This window comes from Novosphingobium sp. AP12 (genome assembly GCF_000281975.1).
Classification (GTDB): Bacteria; Pseudomonadota; Alphaproteobacteria; order Sphingomonadales; family Sphingomonadaceae; genus Novosphingobium.
Map to the genome: position 1 here is coordinate 1 of NZ_AKKE01000124.1, position 26,398 is coordinate 26,398.

Annotated in this window: 26 protein-coding genes; 17 read left to right on the plus strand and 9 right to left on the minus strand. The window is 66.4% G+C overall.

The window, feature by feature from the left end; translation table 11 throughout:
• Positions 1-1,017: 5-amino-6-(D-ribitylamino)uracil--L-tyrosine 4-hydroxyphenyl transferase CofH (cofH, locus tag PMI02_RS17185; RefSeq protein WP_007685162.1), on the plus strand; the 1,017-nt coding region annotated here is incomplete at its 5' end.
• Positions 1,018-1,188: 171 nt separating this feature from the next.
• Here the strand turns inward: cofH and PMI02_RS17190 are convergent.
• The 3 genes from PMI02_RS17190 to PMI02_RS17200 form a co-directional block, all read right to left on the minus strand.
• A complete protein-coding gene (locus PMI02_RS17190; RefSeq protein ID WP_007685164.1) occupies positions 1,189-1,665 on the minus strand; it encodes a hypothetical protein in 477 nt (158 codons plus the stop codon).
• 89 nt (positions 1,666-1,754) lie between these two features.
• Positions 1,755-2,933: a sulfotransferase gene (locus PMI02_RS17195; protein ID WP_007685167.1), complete on the minus strand. Its 1,179-nt coding sequence runs from the start codon at positions 2,931-2,933 to the stop codon at positions 1,755-1,757.
• Between the two features lie 149 nt (positions 2,934-3,082).
• Positions 3,083-3,955, minus strand: coding sequence for a helix-turn-helix transcriptional regulator (locus PMI02_RS17200; RefSeq protein WP_007685169.1), 873 nt, complete (start codon positions 3,953-3,955; stop codon positions 3,083-3,085).
• Between the two features lie 163 nt (positions 3,956-4,118).
• On the opposite strand from PMI02_RS17200, the gene PMI02_RS17205 reads away from it, so the two are divergent.
• From PMI02_RS17205 to PMI02_RS17215, 3 genes are read left to right on the plus strand one after another with little or no spacing between them, the layout of a single operon-like run.
• Positions 4,119-4,910 (plus strand): SDR family NAD(P)-dependent oxidoreductase, encoded by a 792-nt coding sequence (locus tag PMI02_RS17205; protein WP_007685171.1) that lies wholly within the window; start codon positions 4,119-4,121, stop codon positions 4,908-4,910.
• 23 nt (positions 4,911-4,933) lie between these two features.
• Positions 4,934-5,947 carry a zinc-binding dehydrogenase gene (locus PMI02_RS17210; protein ID WP_007685172.1) on the plus strand — a complete coding sequence of 338 codons (1,014 nt, stop codon included), beginning with the start codon at positions 4,934-4,936 and terminating at the stop codon, positions 5,945-5,947.
• 1 nt (position 5,948) lies between these two features.
• A complete protein-coding gene (locus PMI02_RS17215) occupies positions 5,949-7,196 on the plus strand; it encodes an MBL fold metallo-hydrolase (RefSeq protein ID WP_007685174.1) in 1,248 nt (415 codons plus the stop codon).
• Between the two features lie 49 nt (positions 7,197-7,245).
• Here PMI02_RS17215 and PMI02_RS17220 read toward each other — a convergent pair whose 3' ends face one another.
• Positions 7,246-8,334 carry a LuxR C-terminal-related transcriptional regulator gene (locus PMI02_RS17220; RefSeq protein WP_007685176.1) on the minus strand — a complete coding sequence of 363 codons (1,089 nt, stop codon included), beginning with the start codon at positions 8,332-8,334 and terminating at the stop codon, positions 7,246-7,248.
• Positions 8,335-8,443: 109 nt separating this feature from the next.
• Between PMI02_RS17220 and cysD the strand changes: the two genes are divergently transcribed.
• The 11 genes from cysD to PMI02_RS17275 all read left to right on the plus strand — a co-directional run bounded on the left by cysD (position 8,444) and on the right by PMI02_RS17275 (position 19,930).
• Positions 8,444-9,346 carry a sulfate adenylyltransferase subunit CysD gene (cysD, locus tag PMI02_RS17225; protein WP_007685178.1) on the plus strand — a complete coding sequence of 301 codons (903 nt, stop codon included), beginning with the start codon at positions 8,444-8,446 and terminating at the stop codon, positions 9,344-9,346.
• Positions 9,346-11,283: a sulfate adenylyltransferase subunit CysN gene (gene cysN / locus PMI02_RS17230; protein WP_007685180.1), complete on the plus strand. Its 1,938-nt coding sequence runs from the start codon at positions 9,346-9,348 to the stop codon at positions 11,281-11,283. The genes cysD and cysN overlap by 1 nt, the downstream gene beginning before the upstream one ends.
• Positions 11,283-12,020 (plus strand): 3'(2'),5'-bisphosphate nucleotidase CysQ, encoded by a 738-nt coding sequence (locus PMI02_RS17235; RefSeq protein ID WP_007685182.1) that lies wholly within the window; start codon positions 11,283-11,285, stop codon positions 12,018-12,020. The genes cysN and PMI02_RS17235 overlap by 1 nt, the downstream gene beginning before the upstream one ends.
• A gap of 192 nt (positions 12,021-12,212) precedes the next feature.
• Entirely contained in the window at positions 12,213-12,884 is a 672-nt protein-coding gene (locus PMI02_RS17240; protein ID WP_007685185.1) for a TetR/AcrR family transcriptional regulator, read from the plus strand.
• Between the two features lie 178 nt (positions 12,885-13,062).
• On the plus strand, positions 13,063-14,046 hold the full coding sequence (locus tag PMI02_RS17245; RefSeq protein ID WP_007685188.1) for an MDR family oxidoreductase: 984 nt from the start codon (positions 13,063-13,065) through the stop codon (positions 14,044-14,046).
• A 73-nt stretch (positions 14,047-14,119) separates the two neighbouring features.
• Positions 14,120-15,838, plus strand: coding sequence for a class I adenylate-forming enzyme family protein (locus tag PMI02_RS17250; RefSeq protein WP_007685189.1), 1,719 nt, complete (start codon positions 14,120-14,122; stop codon positions 15,836-15,838).
• Positions 15,835-16,251, plus strand: a complete 417-nt coding sequence (locus tag PMI02_RS17255) for a nuclear transport factor 2 family protein (protein ID WP_007685192.1) — start codon at positions 15,835-15,837, stop codon at positions 16,249-16,251. Before PMI02_RS17250 ends, PMI02_RS17255 begins: the two co-directional genes overlap by 4 nt.
• 48 nt (positions 16,252-16,299) lie before the next feature.
• Positions 16,300-16,746, plus strand: coding sequence for a MarR family winged helix-turn-helix transcriptional regulator (locus PMI02_RS17260; RefSeq protein WP_007685194.1), 447 nt, complete (start codon positions 16,300-16,302; stop codon positions 16,744-16,746).
• A 136-nt stretch (positions 16,747-16,882) separates the two neighbouring features.
• On the plus strand, positions 16,883-17,620 hold the full coding sequence (locus PMI02_RS17265) for an SDR family oxidoreductase (protein ID WP_007685196.1): 738 nt from the start codon (positions 16,883-16,885) through the stop codon (positions 17,618-17,620).
• Between the two features lie 41 nt (positions 17,621-17,661).
• The gene (locus PMI02_RS17270) at positions 17,662-19,143 is read left to right on the plus strand and encodes an aldehyde dehydrogenase family protein (protein ID WP_007685197.1); all 1,482 of its coding nucleotides are present in this window, start codon (positions 17,662-17,664) and stop codon (positions 19,141-19,143) included.
• A 43-nt stretch (positions 19,144-19,186) separates the two neighbouring features.
• Positions 19,187-19,930 carry a TetR/AcrR family transcriptional regulator gene (locus tag PMI02_RS17275; protein WP_238539104.1) on the plus strand — a complete coding sequence of 248 codons (744 nt, stop codon included), beginning with the start codon at positions 19,187-19,189 and terminating at the stop codon, positions 19,928-19,930.
• 106 nt (positions 19,931-20,036) lie between these two features.
• On the opposite strand, the gene purC is transcribed toward PMI02_RS17275, so the two are convergent.
• Positions 20,037-20,819: a phosphoribosylaminoimidazolesuccinocarboxamide synthase gene (gene purC, locus PMI02_RS17280; RefSeq protein WP_007685201.1), complete on the minus strand. Its 783-nt coding sequence runs from the start codon at positions 20,817-20,819 to the stop codon at positions 20,037-20,039.
• Positions 20,820-21,009: 190 nt separating this feature from the next.
• Here purC and PMI02_RS17285 point away from each other — a divergent pair, with 190 nt between their 5' ends.
• Positions 21,010-21,477 carry a MaoC family dehydratase gene (locus PMI02_RS17285; RefSeq protein WP_007685203.1) on the plus strand — a complete coding sequence of 156 codons (468 nt, stop codon included), beginning with the start codon at positions 21,010-21,012 and terminating at the stop codon, positions 21,475-21,477.
• 4 nt (positions 21,478-21,481) lie between these two features.
• Here the strand turns inward: PMI02_RS17285 and PMI02_RS17290 are convergent, their stop codons facing one another.
• The 4 genes from PMI02_RS17290 to PMI02_RS17300 form a co-directional block, all read right to left on the minus strand.
• The gene (locus PMI02_RS17290) at positions 21,482-21,949 is read right to left on the minus strand and encodes a low molecular weight protein-tyrosine-phosphatase (RefSeq protein ID WP_007685205.1); all 468 of its coding nucleotides are present in this window, start codon (positions 21,947-21,949) and stop codon (positions 21,482-21,484) included.
• A gap of 35 nt (positions 21,950-21,984) precedes the next feature.
• Complete coding sequence (locus tag PMI02_RS27225; RefSeq protein WP_007685207.1) at positions 21,985-22,134, minus strand: hypothetical protein; 150 nt, start codon at positions 22,132-22,134, stop codon at positions 21,985-21,987.
• Positions 22,135-22,231: 97 nt separating this feature from the next.
• Positions 22,232-24,052 (minus strand): response regulator, encoded by a 1,821-nt coding sequence (locus tag PMI02_RS17295; RefSeq protein WP_007685209.1) that lies wholly within the window; start codon positions 24,050-24,052, stop codon positions 22,232-22,234.
• Positions 24,042-24,380, minus strand: coding sequence for a hypothetical protein (locus PMI02_RS17300; protein WP_007685210.1), 339 nt, complete (start codon positions 24,378-24,380; stop codon positions 24,042-24,044). The genes PMI02_RS17295 and PMI02_RS17300 overlap by 11 nt, the downstream gene beginning before the upstream one ends.
• Positions 24,381-24,620: 240 nt before the next feature.
• Here PMI02_RS17300 and PMI02_RS17305 point away from each other — a divergent pair, with 240 nt between their 5' ends.
• Positions 24,621-26,372 (plus strand): Tad domain-containing protein, encoded by a 1,752-nt coding sequence (locus PMI02_RS17305; protein WP_007685212.1) that lies wholly within the window; start codon positions 24,621-24,623, stop codon positions 26,370-26,372.
• The last annotated feature ends 26 nt before the right edge of the window (positions 26,373-26,398 follow it).

Here is a 26,398-nt window from a genome sequence, read left to right on the forward strand (position 1 = left end):
GCGGTCGTCGAAGCCGCCGATGCCCTGCGCGCGCATGTCAGCGGCAACGACGTGACCTACGTCATCAACCGCAACATCAACTACACCAACATCTGCACCCACACCTGCTCGTTCTGCGCGTTCAGCAAGACCAGCAGCAAGGGTGGTTTCCGCGACAAGCCCTACAACCTCGACCTCGCCGAAATCGCCGGCCGTGCGCGCGAAGCGGTGGAGCGCGGGGCCACCGAGGTCTGCCTGCAGGGCGGCATCCATCCCAGCTATACCGGCGACACCTACCTCTCGATCCTGCGCGCGGTGAAGGATGCCTACCCGGACCTGCACGTCCACGCCTTCTCCCCGCTCGAGGTGAGCCAGGGCGCGCGCACGCTGGGGATGCCGGTGTCGGACTATCTCTCGATGCTGCGCGACGCCGGGCTGGGCTCGCTCCCCGGCACGGCGGCGGAGATCCTGTGCGACGATATCCGCGCGCAGATCTGCCCGGACAAGCTGACCACTCAGGAATGGCTCGATATCGTCGGCACCGCGCACCGCGTGGGCCTGCCGACGACTTCGACGATCATGTTCGGCCACCTCGAAAACCCGCGCCACTGGGCCAGGCACCTGCTCGAACTGCGCAATCTCCAGCTCGACACCGGCGGCATCACCGAATTCGTACCGCTCCCCCTCGTCCACATGGAAGCGCCGTTCTACCGCAAGGGGCAGAGCCGCAAGGGGCCGACCTGGCGCGAGTCGGTGATGATGCATGCGGTGGCGCGCCTCGCGCTGAATGGGGCGATCAATTCAATCCAGGTCTCCTGGGTGAAGCTGGGCATGGACGGCGCGGCGGCTGTGCTCGCGGCAGGTGCCAACGATCTTGGCGGCGTGCTGATGAACGAAAGCATCAGCCGCGCAGCGGGCGCCTCGCATGGCCAGCTGGCCGACGTCGCCGACATGCGCGCGGCGGCGGAAAGCGTCGGGAGGCGGCTGCGGCAGCGGACCACGCTGTACAAGGACGTAGTTGCCAACGAGATGGCGTGATGCACGCCGCGCCCTCAACCGCACGCTCCTCCCGAAAACCCACATCCCGTCGTCCCCGCGCAGGCGGGGACCCCGCTTGTTCTTTCTAGGGCGCCAAGGAAGCGGGGCCCCGCCTTCGCGGGGGCGACGGGGTGTGAGGGGGAACGGGTAGGCGGAGTTATCCGCCCCGCCTCACATCGCGCGAATGTACTGCCACATCGGCTCGGGCATCCAAGTATACTCGATGTAGTGCCCGAACACCTTGCGCGCATCGAGGTAGAGGAACTTCAGCCCGCCCTCGGCCTCGCCGGTCAGGTCGCGCTCCATCGCGATCGGGAACGCCTGCGCATCCACGCGGGCGCGGAAGTCCTCCCACTCCGGAATACGGAAGCAGATGTGATGGAAGCGCAGCGGCCCGCCGTTCGACAGGCAGTTGGCGTAGAGGCCGACCTCGTCGATCTCGTTCTCGATCAGCTCGTACTGGAGCTCGCCGATCCAGATGAAGCAGATACGGCCCTTCTGGCGTTTGGGGCCGTCGGGGGTGAGCACGGTCTGGTCGATCGGGATGATCACCGGCTCCTTTTCGAGCCCGCGTCCGCGGAACAGGTCGATCCCCGCCTCGAGATTGTCGCACATATAGGCGTTCTGGTAGTGGATGCCTTCGAGCATTTTTCTCTCCCTTGGCGCGCACGCCGCCATTCATCCTGCACCGTCATCCCCGCCTTCGCGGGGACGACGGTATGAGGATGTAGTGAGCCTCAGCCCTCCCGCGCGACGTCGTAGCGCGACAGGTAGCGTTCGAAGAGCGGCTCCAGCTCCGCCTTGCTGAGCCTGTACTGCGCCAGCTTGTATTCGTGGCGGCCGAACTTGTCCTGCGGGTTGTCGTCCACCCACTTCTGGACGCCGGCTTCGGCCTCTGCGGTCCATGCGTCGCCGAGTTGGGCGTAGACCTTCTTCGTGGCGGCGACCGGGTCGGCGACGATGTCGGCGTAGTGGACGTCGATGATCTTGTCCTCGCCGAACTTGTCGCGGAAATCCATGATCCGGTTGGCGTGCTCGGCGGCCTGCCAGGGGTAGTCCTCCTTGAGCCACTCGGCGTCGATCCGGCCCATGTGCGCCTGGTGGCTGAGCGAGATCACCGAGCACAGCGAGCCGGTGGCGGTGAAGGGATCGCGGTGGGTCCAGATCACGCGCGCGTCGGGATAGACCTGGAAGATCGTCTCCAGCCACAGCGAGTGCGAGGGCTTCTTGACGTTCCACACGCCGGTGGTGTGGTGCTGCAGCACCTGCAGGAACTTCTTGTGGTATTCATAGGCGCTGGTCATGTCGCACGAGAAGATGAAGTCCTTGTAGGCCGGCAGCTTGCCTTTGGACTCGATCATCAGCGTCTTGAAGTCGTGCGCCATGAAGAACACGCACTCATTGGGATAGATCGCCGAGCCGCGGTAGTACTTGGCCATGCCGGGATTGGCCTCGAGCGCGGCCTTCTCCTGCGCGAGGCGGCCGACGGCGCGCGGATCGGTAGTGAGCAGTTCGTTCGAAGTCACCGGCGGCACCGGATCGTCGATCTCCCAGGTCAGCGGCGAGCGCCGGGTCGGGTCGGCGGCCAGCAGATTCGACATCAGCGTGGTGCCGGTGCGCGGCACGCCCATGACGAAGACCGGACGCTCGATCTTGCGCTCCAGGACTTCCGGGTTGTCGCGCATGTACTGCGACACCTTGAGACGGCCGCGCAGGTAATGGAGCGTGTCGTTGCGGGCGCGGGCGATGCCGCCTTCGCTCATCCAGCCCTTGGCGATGCCGTCGTTGAACGAGGCGGCGAAGACGTCGAGTCCTTCGCGGTAGGTGTCGCTGTCGAAGGCTTCGATGCCGGTTTCGGTCATCGCCTGTTCGATGAGGGCGTCGGCGACCAGTTGGTCGGTGGCGGTGGTAGCCATGTGTGGTGATCCTCTTCCCATCGGGCCGCTTGGGCGGCCGTCCATGGTGCGAGATAATCCGCCGGGGGGAGGGATTGGCAATGCGGGTGGACCGTCAGATCGGGCCTTTGTGTCGAGTTCCGGTCAAGACCCGACGGCGAGGCATCGTATCACGCCAGCACGCGCCCCTGCCGCTGGCGGAACGTGCTCGGGCTCGCCCCCACGGCGCGCCGGAACGCGAAGGTGAAGCTGGAGGGGGAGGCGAAGCCCATCGAGAAAGCTATGGTCTTCACGCTTTCCCCCTCCATCAGCAGGCGCTTGGCCGCTTCCATGCGGCGCTGCTCGATATAGTCGCCGATCGAGCAGGCGCGGCTGACTCGGAACCCCCGGGTCAGCTGGCGCACCGACAGCGCGCAGAGCGCCGCCAGCTCCTCGAGCGAGGGCGCGCTGAGGTCGTCGGCGAGGCGCTCGTCGATCAGTCGAAGCCGCCAGCCGGAAAGCCCGCCGGTCATCGGTCGCTCGGCCACTTCCAGGCAGTGGCGGCCCAACTCGATCGCCAGCTCGCCGCCGAGGAATCCCAGCATCCGCTGCGCCGAGAGGCCGGGGTGACGCACTTCGGCAGTGATGCGGAACAGCAGCGCGCGCATCTGCGCGCTGCCGATGTCGAGGGCGGCGGCGAGATGCGGGTCGTCCCAGGTCAGCTCGCGCCCGACGAGATCGTGGACGAGGTCGGCGTCGATCGTGCAGATGAGCGAGGCCTGCCGCCCGCTGCCGCCCTTGACGAACAGTTCCTCGCCCGGCGGCAGCGCGAAGATGTCGCCCAGCCGCTCCAGCCGGTGCGGGCCCCAGCGTTGGCGATACCCGCCGCGCGACTGCAGCGGGCGAGGGGTAAGGCACATGTTGACGTGGTAGCCGTCGCCCACCGAGTGTCGCCCGTCGGTCGGCTCGGGGATGTCGTAGCGGACGATCTGCGCGAGCACGCCGGCTGTCTCCAGCTGCGCGTCGACGCTGGCTGTGGGGCGGTGAACATCGCTGAAGGTCATCCTCGGGTCTCCGCGTGGCGCCTCATCCGCAATATGTCCCGGACGCCATCTTAGGTCCCGAATTCTATATCCCGCGACCTTGCCCGGCAAGGCGCGGGCGAAGAACATCGCGCCCACGAAAGCGCCGCTCGAAGGCGGCTCGAATGGGATAGAGGGAAGTTACATGGCTAAGGGCCTTTTCGACTGCGCGGGCAAGGTGACGGTGGTGACCGGCGGTAACGGCGGCATCGGCTTCGGCTTCGCGATGGGCGTCGCCAAGATGGGCGGCGACCTCGCGATCTGGGCGCGCAATGCGGAGAAGAGCGCCAAAGCCAAGGCCGAACTCGAGGCGGCCGGCGCTGGCAAGGTGATCGCCTACCAGGTCGACGTCTCCGAAGAGCAGAACATCATCGACGGCTATGCGCAGGTCATGGCCGACTTCGGCCGCGTCGACTGCGTCTTCGCCAACTCGGGCGCTTCGCCGCGCTACAACTCGGTGTTCGACATGCCGACCGAGCACTGGCACGACTTTCAGAAGACGGCGCTGCACGGCGCCTTCTTTACCCTGCGGGAAGGCGCGCGTCTGATGAAGGCGCGCGTCGAGGCGGGTGACGAAAGCGGCGGCAGCCTCGTCGCCTGCGGCTCGCTCTCGCTGTTCCAGGGCATTCCCGGCAAGATGGAATATGCCTCGTCGAAGGCGGGCATCGCCGCCGCCGTGCGCTGTCTCGCGATCGAACTGGCGCCGCTCGGCATCCGCGCCAACGTGGTGGCGCCGGGCCTCATCATCACGCCGATGATGGGCGAGGGCGCGCGCGCCGACGCGGTCGCGCAGCACTTCGCGCCGACGATCCCGATGAAGCGCACCGGTTTCCCGGCCGACTTCGAGGGCATCGGCGCCTACCTGTGCTCGGACGCCAGCAGCTTCATGACCGGCGAGACGATTACGATCGACGGCGGGTACATGGTCAGGCCGTAACAGCGGCATACGGGAGAGAGACGATGAAGCGGTTGAACATCCACGGTGTCGGCGATGTCCGCCTCGACAGTTACGAGCGGCCCGAGGCAGGCCCCAAGGACGTGGTCGTGCGCATGAAGTCGGTGGGCATCTGCGGCAGCGACCTGACCTACATCAAGGTCGGCGGCATGCCCGCCGAGCCCGGCGGCCAGACCGCGCTCGGCCACGAAGGCGCGGGCGAGGTGCTGCAGGTGGGCGCCGAAGTCAGCGGCATCGCCGTGGGCGACGCGGTCATCGTCAATCCAATGATGACCCCCAGCAACATCGGCTCGGGCGGCCCCGAAGGCGCCTTCACCGAGGAACTGCTGGTGCGCGAGGCACGGCTGGGCGATTCGATCCTGCCGATCCCCGAGGGCGTCAGCTTCGATGTCGCCGCGATGTGCGAGCCGCTGGCGGTCGCCATGCACGGCGTCAACCGCGCCGAGGTGAAGCCCGGCGACAAGGTCGTGGTGTTCGGCTGCGGCCCCATCGGGCTAGGCATGCTGCTGTGGCTTAATGACCGGGGCATCACCGATGTCGTCGCGCTCGACCTGTCCGAGGAACGCCTCGAACGCGCCCGCGCCATCGGCGTGCAGGCGGCGCTCGACCCGACCAAGGTGGACCTGCGCGCCGAACTTGCGCGGCTCCACGGGGAAGTGCCGAGCTACGGCCGCGTGGGTGTCGGCACCGACGCCTATATCGACGCGGCGGGGGCGCCGCATATCCTCAGCCAAGTCATCATGATGGCCAAGTTCCACGCGCGGCTGGTCATCACCGCCGCCTACATGAAGCCGCTGGAATTCCCAGCCGGTCGCATGCTGACAAGCGAGATGACGATCACCACGGCGGTCGGCTATCCTACCGAAATGCCCGAGGTGATCGCCGCGATGCCGCGTCTCCAGGACAAGATCGCGGCGATTATCAGCCACACGCTGCCTTTCGACGAAGTGCTCTACGGCCTCGAGATCGCGGCGACGCCGCAGTCGGCCAAGGTCATGATCCAGTTCGAGGACGCCTGACATGAGCGATGTGAAAGACGCGGCACCCAAGCTTGCCGATCTGGTGCGCTCGGGCGACGAGCAGGCCGAGGCCATTGCCGTCACCGACTTCATCTTCCAGGCGAACGACATTTCGAACGCCTATCTCGTCACCACGTCCGAGGGTGACGTGATGATCAACACCGGTTTCATGGACAACGCCGAGCGCACGAAGCGCCTGCTGGCGCCGCACCGCACCGGAGCGCTCGCCTTCGTCGTCCTGACGCAGAGCCACGCAGACCACTACGGCGGCCTGCCGGAGTTCGTCGAAGAGGGCACGCAGGTCGTCGGCGGCCCCGGCTTCAACCAAGTGCTGGACGACATGAACCGCCTCCAGCCCTTCTTCGGGCCGAGGAGCGGAAAGCTCTGGGGCTCCACCCTCAAGCGCGGCTCCGCGCCCAAGGCGCCGCCGCACGTCGAGCCCGACATCCTCGTCGACCGCCGCCTGACGGTCGAGCTGGGTGGCCGTACCTTCGAGGTGATCTCCACCCCCGAGGGCGAGACGATCGACGCGCTGACAGTGTGGCTGCCGAATGAGAAGATCGCCTTCACCGGCAACGTGTTCGGGCCGGTGTGGCTGTCGATGCCGTTCCTCAACACCCTGCGCGGCGACAAGCCTCGACTGGTGAGGAATTACCTGAAGTCGCTGGAGACCGTGCGCGATCTTGGCGCCGAGATCGTCGTCACCGGGCATGGCGAGGCGATCCGCGGCAAGGACCGCATCCGCGCCGACCTCGACAAGCTCCACGCTGCGGTCAGCCATGTGCGCGACTACACGCTGGAGGGCATGAACGCCGGCAAGGACGTCCACACCCTGATGCGCGAATTCGCCTGGCCCGAGGGGCTGGCGATCGGCGAATTCCACGGCAAGGGGAGCTGGGCGGTCAAGTCGATCTGGCGCGAATACTCGGGCTGGCTGCACTACGAGGACGGCACCACCGCGCTCTATGGCGTACCGCGTTCCAGTGTGGATGCGGACCTGGTCAAGCTGGCCGGCGGCGCAGCGAAGCTGGCCGAGCGGGCGCAGGCGAAGCTGGACGCGGGCGCTGCGCTGGAGGCGGTGCATCTGACCGACATCGCGTTGAACGCCGAGCCTGGCAGCGTCGAGGCGCTCAAGGTGCGCAAGGCCGCACACGAGGCGCTGCTGGCGGCGAGCGGCGGCAAGAACCTGTCCGAGACGATGTGGCTGCGCTCCGAGATCGCGGCGATGGAAGCGAAGCTGGCGGGCTAAACCGACGTCGTCCCCGGCTCGACCGGGGACGACGGATTTCGTCAAATCCTCACGCCATCACCGCCACGCTGTCGCACACGAGGCGGACGAGTTCGGCCTGCCCGCGCACGCCCAGCTTGGCGTAGAGCCGTTTCGAATAGTTGCGCGCGGTTTCCAGGGTCAGGCCCATGGCTTCGGCCGCCTCGGCGATCGATTGGCCTTCGTTGAGGGCGATTGCCAGCGCGGCCTCGCGCGGGGGCAGGTCGAAAAGGCGGGCGAGGCGCTCCACGCTCTCGGCGGTGCGCGCATTGGGAAGGCGGCACAGCGCCAGCATCGAGGGGCGTGGCATGTCGCTCGTGGCGGTCAGCAGGGCTTCCAGCCTCGGATGCTCGTGCAGCAGCACGGGGCGCGGCGCCGGCGGATCGGCGGAGGCGAACAGTGCCGCCGCCGCCGCCAGTTCGCGCTCGGCGTGGACGCCGACGTCGCGCAGGCGCTCGCCCAGGCGTGGGGTGTAGCGCAGGTTATCGCGCATCCAGGTATCGAGGCGCGGGTCGATCGAGAGCAGGCGCGCTTCGCGGTCGAGTACCATCCAGGCGGTGGCGCTGCGGGCCATGCCCTGCGTGCTGACGCTGGCGCGGATCCGGTGCCGCTCCAGCGCGACGTAGCTGCGCAGCGCGGCTTCCACATAGGGCGCGAGCGAGGAGAGCAGGGCGCTGTCGGCGCCGGTGCAGGGCCGGGCGCGGGCCATGATGAGCCAGGCGCTGGTGTCCTCGATGTCAGGCACGCGCACCACGCGTTCGTCGGCAATGCCGAGGCGCCGCATCTTGCCGCTGCGTTCGGCGCGGAACACCGGGTCGTGGTCGACGAACTCGGCGACCGAATAGACCCGCCCCGGCCGCAGCCGGTCGTAGTGCAGGCGTTCGAGCGCGTGCATCTCGAAGGGATCTACCTCCCGCACCTCGGCGCGCAGATCACGGCCGGCGTGAAAGTCGGTGACTTGGGCGTGCGGGCCGTCTCCCTGCTTCATGACGATGCTGACGTATTCGGCATCGGTGCGCCGCCTCAGCCGTTCCAGGAACTCTGAAAACTGCCCGTCCGCCCCCACGCCGCGCAGCAGCGGAAGCAGCAGGTCGGTCTCGTCCCTCGAAGTCAGTGCCATGCCCTCCCATATGGGAGGTTTGCCGTCGTGTCATCCCTGCAAAAGACGATTCGTGCCCACGATACGAAGGGGCCAACCCCGCGAAGGCCCATGGAAGGGATAGCCTGAAATGAAGACCCTGACTCACCTCGACCGATTGGAGGCCGAGGCCATCCACATCATTCGGGAAGTCGTCGCCGAGGCGGACAAGCCGGTGATGCTCTACTCGGTCGGCAAGGACAGCGCCGTGATGCTGCACCTCGCGCGCAAGGCGTTCTATCCCTCGCCGCCGCCGTTTCCGCTGCTCCACGTCGACACGACCTGGAAGTTCAAGGCGATGTACGAACTGCGCGACAAGATGGCGCAGGATTCCGGCATGGACCTGCTGGTCTACCAGAACCCCGAAGCGGCCGAGAAGGGCATCAACCCGTTCGATCACGGCGCGCTCCACACCGACATGTGGAAGACCGAAGGCCTCAAGCAGGCGCTCGACAAGTACGGCTTCGACGCGGCCTTCGGCGGCGCCCGCCGCGACGAGGAGAAGAGCCGCGCCAAGGAGCGCATCTTCTCGTTCCGCACCTCGTCGCACGGCTGGGACCCGAAGAACCAGCGCCCGGAGCTGTGGAACCTCTACAATGCCCGCAAGGCCAAGGGCGAGTCGATCCGCGTCTTCCCGATCTCGAACTGGACCGAGCTCGACATCTGGCAGTACATCCACCTCAACGACATCCCGATCGTACCGCTCTACTTCGCCGGCGTGCGCCCCACCGTGGAGCGCGACGGCATGCTGCTGATGGTCGACGACGACCGCTTCCCGCTGCAGCCCGGCGAAGAGCCCGTGATGCGTTCGATCCGCTTCCGCACGCTCGGCTGCTACCCGCTGACCGGCGCCGTCGAAAGCACGGCCAGCACGCTCCCCGAGGTGATCCAGGAAACCCTGCTCACCACCACGTCCGAGCGGCAGGGCCGCGCCATCGACAAGGATGCCGGCGGCGCCGGCATGGAAGTCAAGAAGCAGCAGGGGTACTTCTGATGTCCGATATCGAAACCAAGGACGCCGTCTACGTCACTGACCAGCTGATCGCCGACGACATCGACGCGTACCTCGTGAGTCACGAGCACAAGACGATGCTGCGCTTCATCACCTGCGGCAGCGTCGATGACGGCAAGTCCACGCTGATCGGGCGGATGCTTTACGATTCGAAGATGATCTTCGAGGATCAGCTCGACGCGCTCTCTGCCGATTCCAAGAAGGTCGGCACCCAAGGCCAGGAAATCGACTTCGCGCTGCTGGTCGACGGTCTCGCCGCCGAGCGCGAGCAGGGCATCACCATCGACGTGGCCTATCGCTTCTTCAACACCGAGAAGCGCAAGTTCATCGTCGCCGACTGCCCCGGCCACGAGCAGTACACCCGCAACATGGTGACCGGCGCCTCGACCGCCGACCTTGCCGTGATCCTGATCGACGCGCGCAAGGGCGTGCTGGTGCAGACGCGCCGCCACTCGTACCTGTGCCACCTGATCGGCATCAAGAACATCGTCCTGGCCGTCAACAAGATGGACCTGGTCGACTACGACGAGGCCGTGTTCGACGCCATCGTCAAGGACTACACCGAGTTCGCGTCCTCGATCGGGATCGAGAGCTTCACCGCGATGCCGATCTCCGGCTTCAAGGGCGACAACATCACGACGCTCTCGGAGAACACGCCCTGGTACAAGGGCCCCAAGTACCCCGGCATCACGCTGGTCGAACACCTCGAAACCGTCGAGGTCCTGTCCTCGGTCGATGCCGACAAGCCGTTCCGCATGCCGGTGCAGTGGGTCAACCGCCCGAACCTCGACTTCCGCGGCTTCTCGGGGCTCATCGCCACGGGCGGAGTCAAGGCCGGCGACAAGATCCGCGTCCTGCCCTCCGGCAAGACCAGCACGATCACCCGCGTCGTCACCTTCGACGGCGACCTTGACGAAGCGGTTGCCGGCCAGTCCGTCACGGTGTGCTTCGAGGACGAGATCGACTGCTCGCGCGGGTCGGTCATCTCGGTCGCGGACAATCCGCCGCAGACCGCCGACCAGTTCGACGCGACGTTCGTGTGGCTGGCCGACGAGGCCCTGATCCCGGGCCGGGCCTACTGGCTCAAGCTCGGCACGCAGATGGTCTCGGCCACCGTCCAGGAGCCCAAGTACACGGTCAACGTGAACACCATGGAGCACATGGCGGCCAAGACGCTCGAACTGAACGCCATCGGCGTGGCCGAGCTGACCACCGACAAGCAGATCGTGTTCGAGGCCTATGCCGACAACCGCACGCTTGGCGGGTTCATCCTGATCGACAAGATGACCAATGCCACCGTCGCTGCGGGCATGATCAACTTCTCGCTGCGCCGTTCGCAGAACGTCCATTGGCAGGCCGTCGACATCGATCGCAGGCAGCACGCCAACCTCAAGAACCAGAAGCCGGCCGTGCTGTGGTTCACCGGGCTCTCGGGCTCGGGCAAGTCGACCATCGCCAACCTCGTCGAGAAGAAGCTGCACCGGATGAACCGGCACACCTTCCTGCTCGACGGCGACAACGTGCGCCACGGGCTCAACAAGGACCTCGGCTTCACCGAGGCGGACCGCATCGAGAACATCCGCCGCGTCGGCGAAGTCGCCAAGCTGATGACCGACGGCGGTCTCATCGTGATAACCGCCTTCATCTCACCGTTCCAGGCGGACCGCGAGATGGTGCGCTCGATGCTGCCCGAGGGCGAGTTCATCGAGGTGTTCATCGACACCCCGCTGAAGGTCGCCGAGGCGCGCGACGTCAAGGGCCTCTACAAGAAGGCGCGTTCCGGGGAGCTCAAGAACTTCACCGGCATCGACAGCCCGTACGAGGCACCGCGCAACCCTGAGGTTCGCATCGACACCACCGTGCTGTCGCCGGAAGACGCCGCCAACCTCATCGTCGACACCCTGCTGGGTGACGCCTGATGTCGTATAGCGACGGTGATCTCGCCGCGAAGCTGGCCGACGAGGCGGGCAAGATCCTTCTCTCGGTACGCGAGTCGGGCCTTTTCGGGGGCAAGGCCCTCGGCAAGGCCGGCGACCAGACCGCGAACCAGTTCCTCTGCCACGCGCTGCGTGAGCAGAGGCCCGAGGATGGCCTGCTGTCCGAGGAGGAGAAGGACAACGCCGATCGTCTCGCCAAGAGCCGGGTGTGGATCGTCGACCCGGTCGACGGCACCCGCGAATACGGCGAGGCGCGGGCCGACTGGGCGGTCCATGTCGGCATGGCGGTGGACGGCGTGCCGGTGCTCGGCGCGGTCGCTCTGCCGGGCGCGGACCTCGTGCTGCGTTCGGATGAGCCGGGCGACATCCCGGCCGCGCCCGAGGTGCTGCGCATGGTGGTGAGCCGCACCCGTCCGGCCAAGGAGGCCACCGGCGTCGCCGAGGCGATCGGGGCCGAGCTGGTGCCGATGGGCTCGGCCGGGGCCAAGGCCATGGCGATCCTGCTCGGGCAGGCGGACATCTACCTCCACTCGGGCGGCCAGTATGAATGGGATAGCTGCGCGCCTGCCGCCGTCGCGCTCGGCTGGGGTCTCCACGTGTCGAGGATCGACGGCTCGCCGCTGGTCTACAACCGGGAGGACGTGTACATGCCCGACCTGCTGATCTGCCGGAAGGAACATGCCGACATGGTCTTGCGCGAGGTCAAGGCGTTCCTCTGATAGTCCCGTCGTCCCGGACTTGATCCGGGACCGCTTGGCTAGCCGCACTCACCTCTCGGCGAGCCGCGCCTGAAGATTCGCCAGCGGTCCCGGTCGAGGCTGGGACGACGATCATTCCGGCGATGATCATCAACATTGTCGTTCAGTAACCGTCCGGCTATAGCCACGCCCTTTCCGGTTCAAGGGGCAGCAATGGAAGTCAGGACCAGGCGCAGGGTGCGCGACCCCGCGGCGACGCGCGAGACGATCCTCGAAGCGGCCAGTAACCTGCTTGCCAAGGATGGGCTCGAGGGTGTCAGTCTCTCGGCCGTTGCCCACCTTGCCGCCGTCAACCGGGGCACGGCCTACCAGCATTTCGAGACGCGCGAGAAGCTGATCGAGGCCACCATTCAATGGGTTTCGGACAAGCTGTTCCTCGCTGTTTTCGGCGACCCTGCGACCATCGGCGAACGCCGTGTCGAGGAAGTCGATACCGCCGCGCTTACCGAGCGCCTCTGTGGTTTTGCTATGGAAAATCCGGAAATCTGCCGCGTCTGGCTGCAGCAGGTGCTGGCCTCGCCCGATCCGAGCCAGGACCCGTTCTGGCGAGAGTATGCCGGTTCGCTCCAGCGGTTCGCAGACACGAAGCTGGCGATGCCGGGCGTTGACAGCGAGGTGCTGGCGGTCATGAACCTTGCGGGCGTGTTCTTCTGGCCGATCTTCGCGCGCTCCCACGCGGCGAACGAGGACGAGCGCAACCACCTCTCGCACCGCTTCACGCACGAAATCCTGCGCTTGTCGATGTACGGCTCGATGAACGCCCAGCGCTTCCCGGAAGTCGCGGCGCGGCTGGCGGCGGGGGAGGCCGGCAAGGCAGCGGGTTAGGTTCCTTCCAAGGGGTGACGGGTGATATCTGCACCTCTGGGTCATTCTATTTCGCCTCGGCGATGCCGCGCTGCAGCGGCATTGACGCCGGCCCTCCGATCCCGTCAGCAGGACAAGCACATTTTCGGCGCGTGATCCCGCGATGGGGTCGCCGCGCCTGCCGAGGAGGGAATTGCCCATGTTTTCCGCGATCGTGATCGACAAGAACGACGATGGCCAGACCGTCACCCTGCAGCAGCTCGACGAAGCCGTGCTGCCCGAGGGTGATGTCACCATCGACGTCGCCTACTCGACGCTCAACTTCAAGGATGGCCTTGCCATCACGAACAGCTCGCCGGTCGTGCGCAAGTTCCCGATGGTGCCCGGGATCGACCTCGTCGGCACCGTGACCGACAGCAGCCACGCCGACTGGAAGGCCGGCGACACCGTCGTGCTCAACGGCTGGGGCGTGGGCGAAGTCCACTGGGGCGGCCTGGCGCAGAAGGCCCGCCTCAAGGGCGACTGGCTGGTGCCGCTGCCCGCCGCCTTCACCCCGGCGCAGGCCATGGCGATCGGCACGGCCGGCTACACCGCCGCGCTCTGCGTCGATGCGCTGGTGGACTGGGGCGTGACGCCGGAGCAGGGCGAAATCCTCGTGACCGGCGCCACCGGCGGCGTCGGCTCGGTCGCCATCGCGATCCTCAAGAAGCTGGGCTATTCGGTCGCCGCGCTGACCGGCAAGGCCGCCGAGGCCGACTACCTGAAGTCGCTGGGCGCAGAGACGGTGATCGACCGCGCCGAACTGTCTGCCAAGGGCAAGCCCCTGCAGAAGGAGCGCTGGGCGGGCGTCGTGGACACCGCCGGCAGCTTCACCCTCGCCAACGCCTGCGCGCAGACGAAGTACGGCGGCGCCGTCGCCGCCTGCGGCCTGGCGCAGGGCCTCGACTTGCCCGCCACCGTCATGCCCTTCATCCTGCGCGGCGTCGCGCTGCTGGGCATCGACAGCGTCATGGCGCCCAAGGCCAAGCGCCTCAAGGCGTGGGGCCGCCTCGCCAAGGACCTCGACCCCGCTGCGCTCGACACCATCGGCCAGACCATCGGTCTCGGCGAAGCGATCGAGGCTGCGGCCAAGTTCATGTCTGGCGAGGTCAAGGGCCGCTACATCGTCGACGTGAACGCCTGATCGACCGTCGGGTGGGCCGGTGACCCATGGGAATCCGGCCCGCCCGCACTGCAACATAAACGACGAGGATGGCATGACGGGTTCGGTCGAGGTTGTGGACGGACTGTCCATCGTTCACGGGATTCCGCTCGGCGAGGAGCAGGGCATCGGCGCGTTGACGCTGGGTGGCTACGTGCGCGAGATCGCGGAGCGCTTCGGCCCGAACGAGGCGGCGGTGATCCACTTGGACGGCGAAGTCCTGCGCTGGACTTACGACGAGCTTTACGCGCGCTCGATGGAGGTCGCGAAGTCGCTCATCGCGCTGGGGACGGGCAAAGGCACCCGCGTCGGCATCCTCATGACCAACCGGCTGGAGTTCCTCTCCGCCGCCTTCGGCGCCGCGCTGGCGGGCTGCGTGGCGACGCCGATCAGCACCTTCTTCACGCCGACCGAACTCGAAGTCGTTCTCAAGGCCTCGGGCGTCTCGGTCCTGCTGCTTGAGCGCAAGGTGCTCAAGAAGGACTTCGCCGAGATGCTGGCGGGCCTCGAGCCCGAAGTGCTGACCAGCGAGCCCGGCGAGCTGGTATCGCGCAAGTTCCCGTTCCTGCGCTACGCTGCCATGATCGACGACGAGCAGCCGCTTGGCATGATCGAGGGCTTGGGCGCCTTCCTCGCGCGAGGTAAGAGCGTTTTCGAGGATCTGGTGCTCGCGGCAAGCGACGCGGTGGCGCCGTCCGACCCCGGCATCCTGCTGTTCTCCTCAGGGTCAACCGGCAAGGCCAAGGGCATCCTCAGCGCCCACCGCGCCGTCTGCCTGCAGCTCTGGCGCTGGCCGCAGTGGTACGCGATCCAGGATGAACTGCCCGCGCGGACGTGGTCGGCGAACGGCTTCTTCTGGTCGGGCAACTTCACCATGGCGCTGGGCGGCACCCTGTCGCGCGGCGGCAGCCTCGTTCTCCAGCGCTGGTTCGACGCGGCTGAGGCGCTCGACCTCATGGCGAAGGAAAAGGCCAACATGGCGCTTGCCTGGCCGCACCAATGGGCGCAGCTGGAAGCGGCGCCCAACTACCTCGACGTCGATCTGTCGTCGCTGGTATACGTCTGCCAGAACCAGCCCATTTCCCGCCAGCCCACCGTGTCGAGCCAGTGGCTGGAGCCTGGCCAGGCCTACGGCAACACCGAGACGTTCACGCTGATCTCGGTCTATCCGGCGGGCACTCCGGAAAACATCGCCGGCAAGTCGCACGGCATCCCGACGGCAGGCTCCACGATCAAGATCGTCGAGCCCATGACCGGCGTCATCATGCCGCTGGGCGAGCGCGGCGAGATCGCGGTCAAGGGCCCCACGCTGATGCTGGGCTACCTCGGGATACCGCTCGATGAATCCCTCGACGGCGAAGGTTTCCTGCGCACGGCCGACGGCGGCTATGTGGACGAGCAGGGCCGCCTGTTCTGGGAAGGCCGCCTCAACGACATCATCAAGACCGGCGGCGCCAACGTCTCGCCGCTTGAAATCGACGAGGTCATCCGCGCTCATCCTGAGGTCAAGGTCTCGCAGACCGTGGGCGTGCACGACGAGCTGCTGGGCGAAGTGGTCGTCACCTGCATCGTCCCGGTCGAAGGCGCAAGCCCGAGCGCGGAGGCGATCCGCGATTTCGCCAAGGCCAAGCTCTCCAGCTACAAGCTCCCGCGCCGCGTGCTGTTTGTCGCCGAAACAGACCTCAAGACCACCGGCAGCGCTAAGATCAAGACCGCCGACCTGCGCAAGCTGGCAGCCGAACGCCTGGCCGAGATGGACGGCGCGGCGGCATGACCCCCGACTTCGCCGACTGGCTCGCCATCTGCAACCTCAAGGCCGCCTACTGCCGTCTGCTCGACACCAAGGATTGGGAGGGCTGGAAGGCCCTGTTCACGGAGGACTGCGTGGTGGACACCACCCCCAGCGGGGGGACGGTGGAGGAAGGGCGCGAACAATTCGTGGCGATGGTCAGCCGCTCGCTGGCGGATGCGAAGACCGCGCACCAGATCCATGCGCCGCAGATCACCGTCGAGGGCGACACGGCGCAGGTCGTCTGGGCGATGCAGGACCGCGTCATCAAGGACGACTTCGCCCTCACCGGCTACGGCCACTACCACGAGACCTGCGTACGCACGCCCGAGGGTTGGAAGATCGCCCGGCAGACGCTCACCCGCCTGATCGTCGAGATGGACAAGCCCCAGGGCTGAAACCGAATTGTCTGGTCAATCCTAAGCAGGCTCATTAGTCCTTCCTCGATGGAACGCAGGGTGGGCACGGTCCTGGGACAAGTCTCGCGCCTCATGCGGCGCGCTTTCGATGAGCGTGCGCGCGAGATCGGGGTGACGCGCCCGCAGTGGCAGGTGCTTGGCGTGCTGCGCCGTTACGAAGGTATCCGCCAGGCGGGCCTTGCCGAAATCCTCGAGGTCGAGCCGATCACTGCCGGGCGTATGATCGACCGCATGCAGGATGCCGGCCTCGTCGAACGCCGCGCGGACCCTTCCGACCGCCGCGCCTGGAACCTCCACCTCACCAGGCGGGGGGACGAGATGATCGAACGCCTTCAGCCGCTCGCCATCGAGACCTCGGAAGAGGCACTGGCGGGCGTCAGCGATGCCGACAAGGCGCAGCTCCTCGCGACGCTGGAGACCATCCTCGGCAACCTCACGGGCAAGCCCGCGACGAGCGACCCGCTCGACAGCTGAGTTATCGCCGGGGCGCGTCGCGAGCCACCCGCATCGAACCATCGTGGCCGCGATAGGCTGGCCGTTGCCTGTTCGCTATGATGCTGGAAAGCAGTCGGACCCGGCATGACGGGCAACCGATCACCTGGGAGGAACTGTGGGTAAGACGATCGTCATCACCGGCGCCGGAGCCGGTCTCGGCAAGGCCCTCGCGCGGCGCTTCGCGGACGAGGGCGAGACTGTTATCCTGCTCGGCCGCACCCTTTCCAAGGTCCAGGCCGTCGCCGAGGAACTGGGCGGCGCCGCGCTCGCGGTGGAGTGCGATGTCGCCAGCGCCGATTCCGTGCGCACCGCCTTTGCCGCGATCGCCGAGAAGCACCCGAAGATAGACGTGCTGATCAACAACGCCGGCATCTACGAACCCTTCACGATCGCCGAGGCGACCGACCGGCAGATCGACTCGATCATCGCGACCAATCTCAGCGGCCCGATCTACTGCTGCCGCTCAGCCATACCGATGATGGAGCGGGGCGGCCTCATCATCAACGTCGGCAGCGAGTCGGTCACCGTGCCTTTCGTGATGCTGTCGCTCTACCAGTGCAGCAAGGCGGGACTGGAAATGTTCACGACCTCGCTCGAGGCGGAGCTGGAGGAATCGGGCATCCGGGTCGCCCTGCTGCGCGCCGGGCCGATGTACGACGAGGGCAAGGATTCTCCCAACTGGGACCGTGATGCTGCGATGCGCTTCCACATGGGCTGCGCGAAGAACGGCCTCGACCTGCGCACCCGCGCGGTCTCGCATTCCAATTCGGTCACTGGCGTGTTCCGCGCAGTCATCGATCTTCCCCCTGACGTGCGGGTGTCCCACGTCTCTATCGGCGCCCGCACGGCCTGAGCGTCATTCCAGTCCTAGATTTTCTCGCCAAGGATCCTCTCATGACCACTCTCCCCGACGCAAAGCTCTATATCGACGGCAAGCTGCGCGACGCGACCGGCGGCGCCACGTTCGACATCATCAGCCCCTGGACGGGTGAGCCGGTCGGCAAGGCGGCCGACGCCACCGCCGCCGACGTCGAAGAAGCGATCGCCGCCGCCCGCCGCGCTTTCGACGAGACCGATTGGTCGACCAACGTCGAAAAGCGCGTCGCACTGGTGACGAAATACCGCGAACTGTTCGAGCGCGAGCGCGCCCGCGTCGGCCAGCTGGCCATCCACGAAGCCGGCGCCGCGCAGGGTGCGGTCACCCGCGCCCACGTCGACATGGCGCTCGACGGATGGGACGAATACATGAACGTGTTCGGCAAGCTGGAATGGGAAAAGGACTACGGCGAGAAGCCCGCGTTCGGCTTCATTCACAAGCGCGTCGGCCTGCGCGAGGCGGTCGGCGTGGTTGGTGCTATCACGCCCTGGAACGTGCCGCTCTACGTCAACATCGGGAAGGTCGTGGCGGCGCTGCTGGCGGGCTGCACCGTTATCCTCAAGCCGGCGCCGAACACGCCGGGCATGGGCGCGATCTTCGGTGAGCTGGCCGAGGAAGCCGGCTTCCCGGCCGGCGTCATCAACGTCGTGTTCGGCGCCGATCCGGCACTGGCGGGTGAAATGCTCGTCACCGACCCGCGCGTCGACCTGATTTCGTTCACCGGCTCCACCGGCGTCGGCAAGCGCATCATGGAACAGGGCGCGCCGACGCTGAAGCGCGTGTTCCTCGAACTGGGCGGCAAGTCGGCCAAGATCGTGCTCGACGATGCGCCGAACTTCACGATGGACGTGGCGATGACCATGCTGGTCTTCCACGCCGGACAAGGCTGTGCCGTCCAGTCCCGCCTGCTAGTGCCCAAGAGCCGCTACGAGGAGGCCAAGGCCATCCTCAAGGGCGCCTATGGCAACTTCGGCGACAACTGGGGCGATGTCGCCAACCCCGCGCACATCATGGGCCCGGTCGTCTCCAGGCGCCAGATGGAGCGGGTGAAAAGCTATATTGACCTTGGCCAGGAGGAAGGCGCGACTCTGCTGGCGGGCGGCAACATCCGTCCTGACAAGGGCGGCGGCTGGTTCGTGGAGCCGACCTGCTTCGTCGATGTCACCAACGACATGCGCATTGCTCAGGAGGAGATCTTCGGCCCGGTCCTGGTGGTCATCCCCTACGAGGACGACGAGGACGCGATCCGCATTTCGAACGACAACGCCTACGGCCTGTCGGGCGGCGTCTCGGGCAGCCACGACCGCGCCATGAACATCGCCCGCCGGATCAAGACCGGCTCGATGAGCGTCAACAACGGCATGTGCATCGCCGGCGACATTCCCTTCGGCGGCTTCAAGGCCAGCGGCATGGGCCGTGAATGGGGCCTCGAGGGCATCGAGGAATACACCGACGTCAAGATGCTGGCCTGGCCGGTCGGGCAGGTCGAGCCCGCCTGAACCACGGCTCAGGGGGGGATCTGTGGTGGGGGACGAACCCGAGGTGGCTGATTCAGGCCACCTCGCTGCCTTGTCGCCGTCGCTGTCGGCGGCGGTCACGGGGGCCTGCGCGGCGGTCAGCCACAACGTCAACGGGCAGAAGCTTGGCCGCAAGGGCAGGGTGACGCGAGAGCGCATCCTGGCGGCCGCGATCGAATTGATCGAGGCGTCGGAGGAACCGGTGACGCTGGGCCGCGTCGCCGTCCACGCCTCGCTCGGGATGACCTCGGTCTACAACTACTTCACCGACATGACCGAACTGCTGCTCGCCGCGCTTGAGCCGGTCATGGCGACGGCCGAGGACGACTACCTCTCGGTCCTACAGGAGCGTTGGCCTGACGAGGCCCTGTTCGAGCACTGCTACCGCTTCGTGCGGCGCTACCATGGCTTCTGGCTGCGCCACTCGCGCCTACTCCACATGCGCAACGCGCTGGCGGACCAGCAGGACGCGCGCATGATGCACCACCGCATCGAGAGCAGCCGTCCGATCATCGGCCTTCTCGTCAGCCAGATGGGCGCGGAGCCGCTCGGCCTGGGCCCGCATACCTCGATGGCGACCATGCTGATGATCGGCATCGAACGCTCGGTTACTCTGGTTACCGACCGCGAACTGCGCCGACTCGTCGAGATGGGACCGGAAGTCAGCGAGGACCGCTACCTCGTTCCCGGCGCGCGGCTCATGGAGTTTGCGATCAGCGATGCTCGGGCAGGCGGGGCCGAGCGCGAGCCGATCGCCTTGCTGGACTGAGGGCACACGATGTGTCCGGCCGGGTTCGGGCGAGCCATTCACCCCGCCCAAAAGAAAAGGCGGCGCCCGCCGGGCACCGCCTTTTTCGTTCGACCTCTGGCAGCGCTTACTTGCCGCGCAGCTTGCGGTGCTTGGTCAGGTCGAGGACTTCGCTCGGGTTCGCATCGTCCTGCAGCAGGCCAAGGCGGCGGGCGACTTCCTGGTAGGCTTCCTCTTCGCCGCCGAGGTCGCGGCGGAAGCGGTCCTTGTCGAGCTTCTCGCCGGTGGTCATGTCCCACAGGCGGCAGCCGTCGGGGCTGATCTCGTCGGCGAGGATCACGCGGCTGTAGTCGCCGTCCCAGATGCGTCCGAATTCGAGCTTGAAGTCGACGAGGCGGATATTGATCGCCGCGAACATGCCCGCCATGAAGTCGTTCACGCGGATCGCCATGGCGGCGATGTCCTGCATCTCGTCGTTGTTGGCCCAGCCGAAGCACGCGATGTGTTCTTCGGCGACCATCGGATCGCCGAGTGCGTCATCCTTGAAGTAGTATTCGATCAGCGTGTGCGGCAGCATCTCCCCCTCGGGTATGCCGAGGCGCTTGGAGATCGAGCCGGCGGCCACGTTACGCACCACGACTTCGATCGGGATGATCTCGACCTGGCGGACAAGCTGCTCGCGCATGTTGAGGCGGCGGATGAAGTGGTTGGGCACGCCGATGTGGTTGAGGCGCGTGAACACATACTCGCTGATGCGGTTGTTGATCACGCCCTTGCCCTGGATGGTGCCCTTCTTCTGCGCGTTGAACGCAGTGGCGTCATCCTTGAAGTACTGGATCAGCGTGCCGGGCTCGGGACCTTCATAGAGGATCTTGGCCTTGCCTTCGTAGATCTGGCGGCGACGGGACATGCGCATGGTCCTTGAAACGACATAAGAGCAAACCCCGGCGATCGAGCCGCTTTGGCGACTTCCACGGCCGGGGCATTCGAGCGCGCATATAGTGCAACCGGGGTCAAAAGCAAACTGCCCGAAGGAGACTTGGTGACAGGCTCCGCCTTGGGCAGGATGGGCGGCGATATAACACCGGCGGAGCAGGGACATGGACGAAGAGACCGCCGGATCGATCGCGGACTGGGTCGCGCAGGTCGTCGGAAGACCGAAAGTGTCGGACTGGGTCCTTGTGGACGATGCCATGATCGCCGGATTCGCCGACGTCACCCGGGACTGGAACTTCCTCCACACCGATGAGGAGGCGGCGCAGGAGGTCGGCATGGAGCGCACGATCGCGCATGGCTTTCTGACGCTGTCGCTGATGTCGCCGATGCGCATGGACGCGGGGATGGAGCCTTGCCCGGGTATGCGCATGGCGATGAACTACGGGCTCGACGCGGTGCGCTTCCTTTCTCCCGTCTATGCGGGAGACCGGATCAGGGGCCATTTCCGGACGCGGGAGATCGCCGAGACGCAGCCGGGGCGCTACCGTGAGACGGTGGAGGCCAGCGTGGAAATAGAGGGGCAGGCACGTCCGGCGCTCGTCGCGACGTGGATAGCGCTCTATCTGAGCTGACGGTTTAGCGCTGCAACTCGGCGACGAGATGGCGGGCCGCCTCGCTGACCTGCCGCCAGGTTTCCTCGAAGCCCTCGGGGCCGCCGTAGTAAGGATCGGCTACGTCCTGCCCGGACAGGCCCGGCACGTGGTCGAGCAGCAGCGACAGTCGCGCCGGGGCGCCAGGAAGGGCGATGCGTTCGAGATCGGCGAGATTCGCGGCGTCCAAAGCGAGGATGCGGTCGAAACGGTGGAAGTCGCTGGGGCTCACCTGCCGGGCGCGGTAGGCGCGGATGTCGATGCCGTGCCGCTGCGCTTCGTCACAGGATCGCGGGTCGGGGCCCTTGCCGATATGCCATGCGCCGGTGCCGGCCGAATCGACCACCACGTCAAGGCCCACCGCCTCGGCCTCGCGCCGCAGGGCGGCTTCGGCGAGGGGCGAGCGGCAGATGTTGCCCAGGCAGACGAAGAGTACCGAGGGAGCTTGCGACATGACCCGGCAATAGCGCGCCGCGTCGTGCGCGTCACTCAGTGATGGCCGAGCAGCCGGCGCAGGATCGAAGGCGCTTCCATGGGCTGGATGGGGCCATGGATACGGCGGCGCATCAGAGGGTCCTGTGGGGTGCGGGCGCTCCAGAGACGGCGGGCCCCATCGTTGCGATCATTCGACAAGGCCATGGCTTTGCTCCGTGCGTTGGGTTCCGTTCGGGGAGCCAAATGCGTCAGCGCGGCTATGGTTTCAGGGGGTCGGGCGGAATGTCTTTCGAAAACGCATCTACCTCAGCACGGCGTTTGCCTGGGCTGCGAGGCGCAGGATCATTTCCCGCACTTCGGAGGTGAGGAAGGGCTTGCCCAGCATGGGCCGGGCGGCGTGGCCATGGGGGAGGTGGTCGCGGTCGTAGCCGCTGACGAAAGCGAAGGGCGTGTCACGGGCGGCGAGGAGGTCAGCGACGAGGTCGATCTTCTCACCGTTGAGATTGCCGTCCAGCAGGGCGAGGTCGGGCCGTTCGCTGCGGATCATCGCGAGCGCCTGCTCGCACGAGGAAGCCGGGCCGATGGCGATGGCGCCGCCGTCCTCGATCTCCATCATCAGTTCCATCGCGACCAGCGGTTCGTCCTCGACCACGAGGATGCGCATCGGGGGCAGGCTGTCGGAAGCTGCGGCGGGCGAAGGCGGTGCGACCTCAACCGTGGCGGGCGCCGGCGGGGATGCGACCGCGCTGGCCGCCAGCGGCAGGGTCATCGCCCAGCGCACACCTTCCGGCGCGAAGTCCGAGGTGATGCGCGCGCCGTCGCCGGCCATGCTGTGCTGGATCAGGGTGGAGCCGAAACCGCGCCGCTCGGGCGGGGAGACCGGCGGGCCGCCGTTTTCCGCCCATTCGAGAGAGAGCACGCCGTCCTTGAGCTTCCAGCCCAGGCTCACCGTGCCGGTCCCATTCGAAAGAGCGCCGTACTTATGCGCGTTGGTGGCGAGTTCGTGGAAGATCAGCGAGAAGCGCAGCGCGAGTTCGGGCGGAAGGTCCACCTCGGGTCCGTTGAGCAGCAGCCGGTCCTCGCTGACCGCACCGATGGCGACCTGGTCTGCGATGAGGGCGCGCAGGCCCGCGCTTTCCCATGTCGTGGCGCTCAGCATGGAGTGGGCGCGGGAGAGGGCCTGGAGGCGGCCGGTGAAGGCGTCCTGGAATTCCTTTTCGGAGCGGGCGTGGCGGAAGCCCTGCGAGGCGATCGCCTGGACCGTCGCCAGCGTGTTCTTCACGCGGTGGTTCAGCTCGCCGATGAGAAGGCGCTGGGTGTCTTCGGCGCGGCGGCGTTCGGTCACGTCGAGCAGTTCGATCATGACGCTGCCGGGCCTGCGGCCATTGCCGGCGAGCGAGGAGCAGTACCACTCGCCTTCGCGCAGGGCGCCGTCGGCGCGGGAAAAACGGTGCTCCTGCATGGCGCGCCGATCGCCGCCTTCTAGCAGCGCGTTCATTCCTGCGAGAAACACCTCGCGCCCGCCATTGAGCGGGATGAACGGTGCGTCGGCGAGGCTCAGCCCGAGCATTTCGGAGGCGGGATAGCCCACCATGCGCTCGGCGCTGCGATACCAGCCGACGATGCGCAGGGTCGAATCGATTTCCAGCATGGCCAGTGGCGAGTTGTCGCCATGCGCGCGCAGGCGGCCCAGCGCGGCGCCGAGTTCGTCGCGCTGGACAGCAATCTCGCGGCGCTGACGAGCGAGCTCGACGAACACTGCGACCTTGGAATTGAGCACCGTGATGTCGAGGGGCTTCAGGAGGTAGTCGACCGCGCCGGTCTCGAACCCGCGAAACTTGCGACGTTCATCCGTGGCGACCGCGGTAAGGAAGATGATGGGAACGCCGCGCGTGCGCTCGGTCCCGCGCATCAGTTCGGCGAGCTCGAAACCGTCCATCTCGGGCATCTGCACGTCGAGCAGCGCGAGGGCAAAGTCCTGCCTCAAGAGCAGTTCCAGCGCCTCGAGCCCTGAGGACGCGGTGACCAGTTCGACGCCGGGCTGGTCGAGCGCGGCTTCAAGCGCGATCAGGTTCTCCCGGATGTCGTCGACGGCGAGGATCTTGATGGGTTCATTCGGCAAAGGCCGCCTCCTGCACGTCGTGGGTGTTGCGGCGCCAGCGCGCGCTCTGCGCGAAGGAACTGATCGTTTCCTTCGAGCCGAGGCCTGGGAAACCGCCGGGAGGCAAGGATTGTGCGAAGAGGCCGGGCGCCGGGTCCTGCGTCGCGTGGTGGAGGTCCATAAGGACATTGTGGCGGCATACCAGCCGCACCTCAAAGAATACCGCGTCGGCGGCACACTGATGGTCGGCCAGCGAACCCCGCCGCCCGGCGCTGCCGGCGCGCTTAATCTCGACGATGTCGGCCTCGGCGTTGGCGAGGACCCGTGGGTTCGGCTGCGAGCGCACCATCTCTAGTCTTGCGGGAGCATGCCACGGCCTATCGGATCGCTCCCCCTCTTGCGCGATCCCCGGATCGGGCATGCAAACGCGCGGCAACGCATTCGGTTCCCGGGCTGACGAGAAAATTGACGGTCATCGACGAGGAAGCCCGCGCCAGGCCCGGCATACCCCGCAAAAACTTCCTTAAGACATTGCTGATAACCCCGGCGGATTATCCAGCCTATTCAAGAAGCGAGCCTGGTTTACAACATGCGCCAAGCATCTCAATTCGCTGCCCGGCTGTCGCGGGACGCCGGTGGCAACATCTTGCCGATCGCAGCGATCGGGCTATTGGTAGGCGCGCTCATCATAGGCTCGGCCGTCGACATGGGTCGTTCCTACCTCGCCAAGGAACAATTGCAGTCGGCATGCGACGCGGGCGTCCTCGCGGGCCGACGGGCCGTGACCAACAACGGCTTCGACGCCGCCTCCGTGACTGCCGCGAAGGCGTTCTTCAACACCAATTACAACGACAACGCGCAGACCACCCGGCTGACCAAGTTCGAACCCGTATCGCCCGATGACGGCAATACCGTCACCGCAACGGCGAGCACCGTGCTGGATACGCTGCTGATGCGCGTGTTCCTGAGGGACAGCTTCAACATCACCGTCAGCTGCGCCAGTTCGATGGGCGTGGGGAATGCCGACGTGATGATGGTGCTCGATACCACGGGATCGATGGCCAACGCGCTTTCCGGGAGCACGCGCATCGCGGCGCTGCGGACCGCGATGAAGAACTTCTACACGACGATGAGCAATGCGACAGCCAGTTCGAATGCGCGCATCCGCTACGGGTTCGTGCCGTTCAGCTCCACCGTCAACGTGGGTCGGCTGCTGATGGACGTCGACACTCGCTACATCGTCGACACTCGCGCCTATCAGTCGCGGATATTCGAGCCCGACGAAGCGAGCGACGACGCGGGCAGCTGGAACCTGTTCTCCAGCACCAGCTATTCTTCCGACACGTGCGGCGGCAACGTTCCTGCCACCACAACCAGCGATTCGGGCTCCGGCTCGTCCAAGAGGCAGAACCGCGTCGAGTATTCATGCCGCAAGTACGGTACCAAATACTACGTGTACTCGCGAGACGTGGTCCGTCCCTACAAGATGCGATACCGGCAGGTCACCTGGCCCACGTCCGTGTTCAAGACTTTCGCCTCGACGGGCACGCCGACCGGAACCAACGGCGCCAACCAGAACAGCACCTGGGCGGGATGCATCGAGGAACGCACGACCGTCGCCGACTCGAATTTCAGCTATTCGTCCACGACCGGCATCACGCCGAAGGCAGCGCTCGACGTCAATCTCGACGCCGCTCCGGACGTGGCCAACGATGACACGAAATGGGCGCCCATGTGGCCGCAGCTCACCTACCGCCGCTGGAACAGCCGCGGCAGCTACACGACCTCCGAGCCGATGTACGACGGCGAGCTGGGCGGAACCTACTGCCCCGTCGCCGCGCGCCTGCTCGGCGAGATGACCAAGACCAAATACGATGAATATGTCGACTCGCTGAACCCCAGCGGCGGCACGTATCTCGACGTCGGCATGATCTGGGGTGGCCGCCTGGCCTCGCCGCAGGGCATGTGGCGGGGGCTGGTCACCGACGATCCCTCCAACGGCGGCGAAGTCGCGCGGCACCTCATCTTCATGACCGACGGCGAGATGGAGCCCAACGCCTACATCCCGCAGGCCTGGGGCATGGAATACTGGGATCGCCGCGTGACCACCGACATGTCGAAGGACGCCGCGCGCCATACCTCGCGCTTCCTGGCGACGTGTGAGGCGATCAAGGACAAGGGCATCCGGGTATGGGTGGTGGCGTTCACCTCCGACCTCAGTGACGATCTCAAGTCCTGCGCGTCGGACAACAGTTCCTATCTCGCCACCAGTGCGACCGACCTGAACACTGCGTTCCAGGAAATCGCCAAGCAGGTGGGCGAACTGCGGGTCGTCCAGTGAGGGGCGCGGTGCGTACCCCCGGCCTT

Bases quoted from the DNA above. Each gene is read 5' to 3' on its own strand.
- PMI02_RS17190 (WP_007685164.1), bottom strand. From the start codon at position 1,665: ATGCTCGAAGGCATCCACTACCAGAACGCCTATATGTGCGACAATCTC.
- PMI02_RS17195 (WP_007685167.1), bottom strand. From the start codon at position 2,933: ATGGCTACCACCGCCACCGACCAACTGGTCGCCGACGCCCTCATCGAA.
- PMI02_RS17200 (WP_007685169.1), bottom strand. From the start codon at position 3,955: ATGACCTTCAGCGATGTTCACCGCCCCACAGCCAGCGTCGACGCGCAG.
- PMI02_RS17205 (WP_007685171.1), top strand. From the start codon at position 4,119: ATGGCTAAGGGCCTTTTCGACTGCGCGGGCAAGGTGACGGTGGTGACC.
- PMI02_RS17210 (WP_007685172.1), top strand. From the start codon at position 4,934: ATGAAGCGGTTGAACATCCACGGTGTCGGCGATGTCCGCCTCGACAGT.
- PMI02_RS17215 (WP_007685174.1), top strand. From the start codon at position 5,949: ATGAGCGATGTGAAAGACGCGGCACCCAAGCTTGCCGATCTGGTGCGC.
- PMI02_RS17220 (WP_007685176.1), bottom strand. From the start codon at position 8,334: ATGGCACTGACTTCGAGGGACGAGACCGACCTGCTGCTTCCGCTGCTG.
- cysD (WP_007685178.1), top strand. From the start codon at position 8,444: ATGAAGACCCTGACTCACCTCGACCGATTGGAGGCCGAGGCCATCCAC.
- cysN (WP_007685180.1), top strand. From the start codon at position 9,346: ATGTCCGATATCGAAACCAAGGACGCCGTCTACGTCACTGACCAGCTG.
- PMI02_RS17235 (WP_007685182.1), top strand. From the start codon at position 11,283: ATGTCGTATAGCGACGGTGATCTCGCCGCGAAGCTGGCCGACGAGGCG.
- PMI02_RS17240 (WP_007685185.1), top strand. From the start codon at position 12,213: ATGGAAGTCAGGACCAGGCGCAGGGTGCGCGACCCCGCGGCGACGCGC.
- PMI02_RS17245 (WP_007685188.1), top strand. From the start codon at position 13,063: ATGTTTTCCGCGATCGTGATCGACAAGAACGACGATGGCCAGACCGTC.
- PMI02_RS17250 (WP_007685189.1), top strand. From the start codon at position 14,120: ATGACGGGTTCGGTCGAGGTTGTGGACGGACTGTCCATCGTTCACGGG.
- PMI02_RS17255 (WP_007685192.1), top strand. From the start codon at position 15,835: ATGACCCCCGACTTCGCCGACTGGCTCGCCATCTGCAACCTCAAGGCC.
- PMI02_RS17260 (WP_007685194.1), top strand. From the start codon at position 16,300: ATGGAACGCAGGGTGGGCACGGTCCTGGGACAAGTCTCGCGCCTCATG.
- PMI02_RS17270 (WP_007685197.1), top strand. From the start codon at position 17,662: ATGACCACTCTCCCCGACGCAAAGCTCTATATCGACGGCAAGCTGCGC.
- purC (WP_007685201.1), bottom strand. From the start codon at position 20,819: ATGTCCCGTCGCCGCCAGATCTACGAAGGCAAGGCCAAGATCCTCTAT.
- PMI02_RS17285 (WP_007685203.1), top strand. From the start codon at position 21,010: ATGGACGAAGAGACCGCCGGATCGATCGCGGACTGGGTCGCGCAGGTC.
- PMI02_RS17290 (WP_007685205.1), bottom strand. From the start codon at position 21,949: ATGTCGCAAGCTCCCTCGGTACTCTTCGTCTGCCTGGGCAACATCTGC.
- PMI02_RS27225 (WP_007685207.1), bottom strand. From the start codon at position 22,134: ATGGCCTTGTCGAATGATCGCAACGATGGGGCCCGCCGTCTCTGGAGC.
- PMI02_RS17300 (WP_007685210.1), bottom strand. From the start codon at position 24,380: ATGGTGCGCTCGCAGCCGAACCCACGGGTCCTCGCCAACGCCGAGGCC.
- PMI02_RS17305 (WP_007685212.1), top strand. From the start codon at position 24,621: ATGCGCCAAGCATCTCAATTCGCTGCCCGGCTGTCGCGGGACGCCGGT.